Origin of the sequence: Geminicoccus flavidas (assembly GCF_009806515.1) — a bacterium.
Classification (GTDB): Bacteria; Pseudomonadota; Alphaproteobacteria; order Geminicoccales; family Geminicoccaceae; genus Geminicoccus; species Geminicoccus flavidus.
The window spans coordinates 1-3538 of record NZ_WUJP01000564.1 but is presented as its reverse complement, the minus strand read 5'-3'; the positions used below and the strand labels follow the sequence as shown (position 1 = coordinate 3538).

Here is a 3538-nt window from a genome sequence, read left to right as displayed (position 1 = left end):
GGATTGATTCATAACATGCTCGCGACCGTGTCCACCTCGTCCGATCACGCTGCCCAGCCCTGGGCCGCCCAGTTCGCCAGCCGGGCCGGCGGGATGGTAGCCTCGGAGATCCGCGAGCTGCTCAAGATCCTGGCCAGGCCCGACGTCATCTCCTTCGCGGGTGGCATCCCCGACCCGGCATTGTTCCCGGCGGACCAGTTACGGCAGGCCTGTGCGGAACTGTTCGCCGACCCGGCCCGCCGTGCCGCCGGCCTGCAGTATTCCCTGAGCGAGGGCGATCCGGCGCTGCGTGCCTGGATCGTCTCGCACATGGCGGAGCAGGGCGTGACCTGTACGCCGGAGAACGTGCTGATCACCACCGGGGCCCAGCAGGCGCTGGACTTCATCGGCAAGCTGATGCTCTCGCCGGGCGATACCGTGATCGCGAGCGCGCCGACCTATCTGGGCGCGCTCCAGGCATTTTCGGCTTACGAGCCCCATTACGAGCGGCTCCGCCTGGACGGGGGCAACGCGACCCCGGCGCATTACTTGGACAGCGCGCGGGCGCATGGCGGGCGGCCGAAGCTCCTCTATGTCGTGCCGGATTTCGCCAACCCCAGCGGTGAGACGCTGGACCTGGCGCAGCGCCGACGGCTCCTGGAGCTGGCCGATGCTACCTGTACCCTGGTGGTGGAGGATGCCGCCTACCGGCAGTTGCGCTATGCGGGCGAGCCGGTCCCCTCGGTCACGGCACTGGCTTGCCAGCAGGGCGGCGGGATCGAGGGTGCCTGCAGCGTCTATTGCGGCACCTTCTCCAAGACCCTGGCGCCCGGCCTGCGGGTGGGCTGGATTGTCGGGCCGCGCGCCGTGATCGAGAAGCTCGTGCTGATCAAGCAAGCAGCCGACCTGCACAGCGGCACGCTCGACCAGGCGGTAATCGGTGCCGTGGCCCGCGCATGTCTCGCCGACCGGCTGCCGGTGCTCCGCGACGCCTATCGCCGCCGCCGCGACGCGATGCTGGCAGCGCTGGCGAGCTCCGCCCCTGCCGGCACGCGCTGGAGCCGGCCGGACGGCGGCCTGTTCGTCTGGGTGGAACTGCCGGACGGGCTCGATGCCCGGGCGCTGCTGCCGCGGGCGATCGAGGAGGCCAAGGTCGCCTATGTGCCGGGCAGCGCCTTCTTCTTCGACGAGGGCGGCGCGAACACGCTCAGGCTCAGCTTCTCGCTGGCCGACGAGGCCACCATCGACCGGGGTGTGCGCAGCCTGATGGGACTGGTGACCGAGATGGCCGGACGGAGACCCGGCTGAGCCCGACTCAGCGGTGGCAGGGCTGGGCTCACTGGTGGCCGAAACGACGGTAGGCTAGCGCTGGCGGTGGGCCAATTTTTGCCGAAAAGCCAAGGAGGCGGCACGATGCTGGATCACCTTCAGCGCATGGGGCGCTATAATCGCTGGGCGAACCGCCGGTTCTATGCGGCCTGCGCGGCGCTCGAACCGGGCGAGTTCGAGAAGGCCCGGCCCGCCTTCTTCCGCTCGATCAGCGGGACGCTCAACCACCTGCTGGTGACCGACCGGATCTGGCTCGACCGGCTCATGGGCCGCCCGCATGGCGGCCAGCGCGTGGAAGACCAGCCCTTCCCGCAGCTGGGTCCGCTGCAGGCTGCGCGCGAGGCGCTGGACGAGGAGATCATCCAGGCGACCCACGCCTTTCCGCAGGAGCGGCTCGACGGCATCATCACCTATCGGATGATGACCAGCCCGACCGAGCGGCGGGTGCCGGGCTTGCTGTGCTGGATGCACCTGTTCAATCATCAGGCGCACCACCGCGGCCAGGTCCACGACCAGATGAGCCAGACCAGCACGCCCCCGCCGTCCCTGGACCTGATCTATTTCGCCTACGAGGAGCTGGCGTGACGGGGGTGCGCCTGACCGCTGCCCTGTCGCTCCTGCTGGCCGCCGCCGTGCTCCTGCCGGACCAAGGCGCCGTGGCCGCGGAGCGGCCGTCAGTCGACGGCTGGCCCGGCTTCGCAGTGGGGCGGGTGAACATCCGGGGCGGCGGCTTCTGCACCGCTACCCTGATCGGCCAGCACCGGGCGGTGACGGCTGCGCGCTGCCTGCGGGATGGTGCCTCCGCCTGGTACGGGGTGGACCGAATCGTGGTCGAGCTGGCGCCGCACCGGGCGACCCGTAAGGGCTATGCCCCGGTCACTGCCTTCCAACCGGCACCGGGCCTGATCTTCCTAGAGGACGGCACGCCGAATGATCCGGCGCGGGACTGGGCGGTGCTGGAGCTGGGCGAGGAGAGCCCGCGCGATCCGGACGTGCAGCCGGTAGGCCTGGCCTCGCCGGCCGAGCGGGCGGCGCTGCGGCCGGGCAGCCTCCTGAGCCTGGTCGCCTATACCAGCCAGCGCCCCTACGTCGCGACCCTGGCCGATGGCTGCCGGGTCCAGGAGGTGCGCGGCCAGCCGCAGGTGGTCCTGCACGACTGTGCGGCCAGTGCTGCCGTGGCCGGTGCGGCGGTGCTGGCCGAGACCGAAGAGGGGACCGTGCTGGTCGGCATCCAGGTCGGCACCGGTGCACTGGACGGCCGTCCGGTGGGCGTGGCAGCACTCCTGGAACGGCGGATCGAGCCGGCCGCCCTGCTGGGCAGCGCCGCCGGCCCCTGAACCCGCCTTCTGGGACTGCCGCGTCGCCTCAGGCGGCCTTGAGCGGCTTGTATTTGATCCGGTGCGGCTGGTCGGCGTCGTGGCCCAGCCGCTTCTTCCGGTCCGCCTCGTACTCGCCGTAATTGCCCTCGAACCAGACCACCTGGCTGTCGCCCTCGAACGCCATGATGTGGGTGCAGATCCGGTCCAGGAACCAGCGGTCATGGCTGATCACCACCGCACAGCCGGCAAAGTCCAGGAGCGCGTCCTCTAGTGCCCGCAGCGTGTCGACGTCGAGATCGTTGGTCGGCTCGTCGAGCAGCAGCACGTTGGCGCCGCTGTTGAGCAGCTTGGCCATGTGCACCCGGTTGCGCTCGCCGCCCGAGAGCACGCCGACCTTCTTCTGCTGGTCGCCGCCCTTGAAGTTGAACGCCGCAACATAGGAGCGGCTGTTCATGGTGCGCTTGCCGAACTCAATCACGTCGAGACCGCCCGCGATCTCCTCCCAGACGGTCTTGTTCGGGTCGAGCGCGTCGCGGCTCTGGTCGACATAGCCGAGCTTGACGGTCTCGCCGATCCGGATGGTGCCCGCATCGGGCTTCTCCTGGCCGACCATCATCCGGAACAGCGTGGTCTTGCCGGCACCGTTCGGGCCGATGATCCCGACGATGCCGCCGGGCGGCAGGCTGAACGACAGGTTGTCGATCAAGAGCCGGTCGCCGAAGCCCTTGCTGATGCCGTCCGCCTCGATCACCACCCCGCCCAGGCGGGGGCCTGGCGGGATCATGATCTGGGCAGTGCCCGGCACCGCCTCGTTTGCCTGGCGCAGCAGTTCCTCGTACGCGGTGATGCGAGCCTTCTGCTTGGCCTGGCGAGCCTTCGGGCTCTGGCCGATCCACTCGGCCTCGCGGGCC

The 3538-nt window shown here is 69.9% G+C and carries 4 protein-coding genes; 3 read left to right on the top strand and 1 reads right to left on the bottom strand.

What is annotated here, in order from left to right; all coding sequences use genetic code 11:
* Positions 1-15: 15 nt before the first annotated feature.
* From EQG76_RS16175 to EQG76_RS16165, 3 genes are all read left to right on the top strand, one after another.
* Entirely contained in the window at positions 16-1287 is a 1272-nt protein-coding gene (locus tag EQG76_RS16175) for an aminotransferase-like domain-containing protein (protein WP_159715278.1), read from the top strand.
* Positions 1288-1392: 105 nt separating this feature from the next.
* Positions 1393-1893, top strand: a complete 501-nt coding sequence (locus EQG76_RS16170) for a DinB family protein (protein ID WP_159715276.1) — start codon at positions 1393-1395, stop codon at positions 1891-1893.
* A complete protein-coding gene (locus EQG76_RS16165) occupies positions 1890-2645 on the top strand; it encodes a trypsin-like serine peptidase (RefSeq protein WP_159715274.1) in 756 nt (251 codons plus the stop codon). The genes EQG76_RS16170 and EQG76_RS16165 overlap by 4 nt, the downstream gene beginning before the upstream one ends.
* 28 nt (positions 2646-2673) lie before the next feature.
* Here EQG76_RS16165 and EQG76_RS16160 read toward each other — a convergent pair.
* Positions 2674-3538: ATP-binding cassette domain-containing protein (locus tag EQG76_RS16160; RefSeq protein WP_159715272.1), on the bottom strand; the 865-nt coding region annotated here is incomplete at its 5' end.

Bases quoted from the DNA above. Each gene is read 5' to 3' on its own strand.
- EQG76_RS16175 (WP_159715278.1), top strand. From the start codon at position 16: ATGCTCGCGACCGTGTCCACCTCGTCCGATCACGCTGCCCAGCCCTGG.
- EQG76_RS16170 (WP_159715276.1), top strand. From the start codon at position 1,393: ATGCTGGATCACCTTCAGCGCATGGGGCGCTATAATCGCTGGGCGAAC.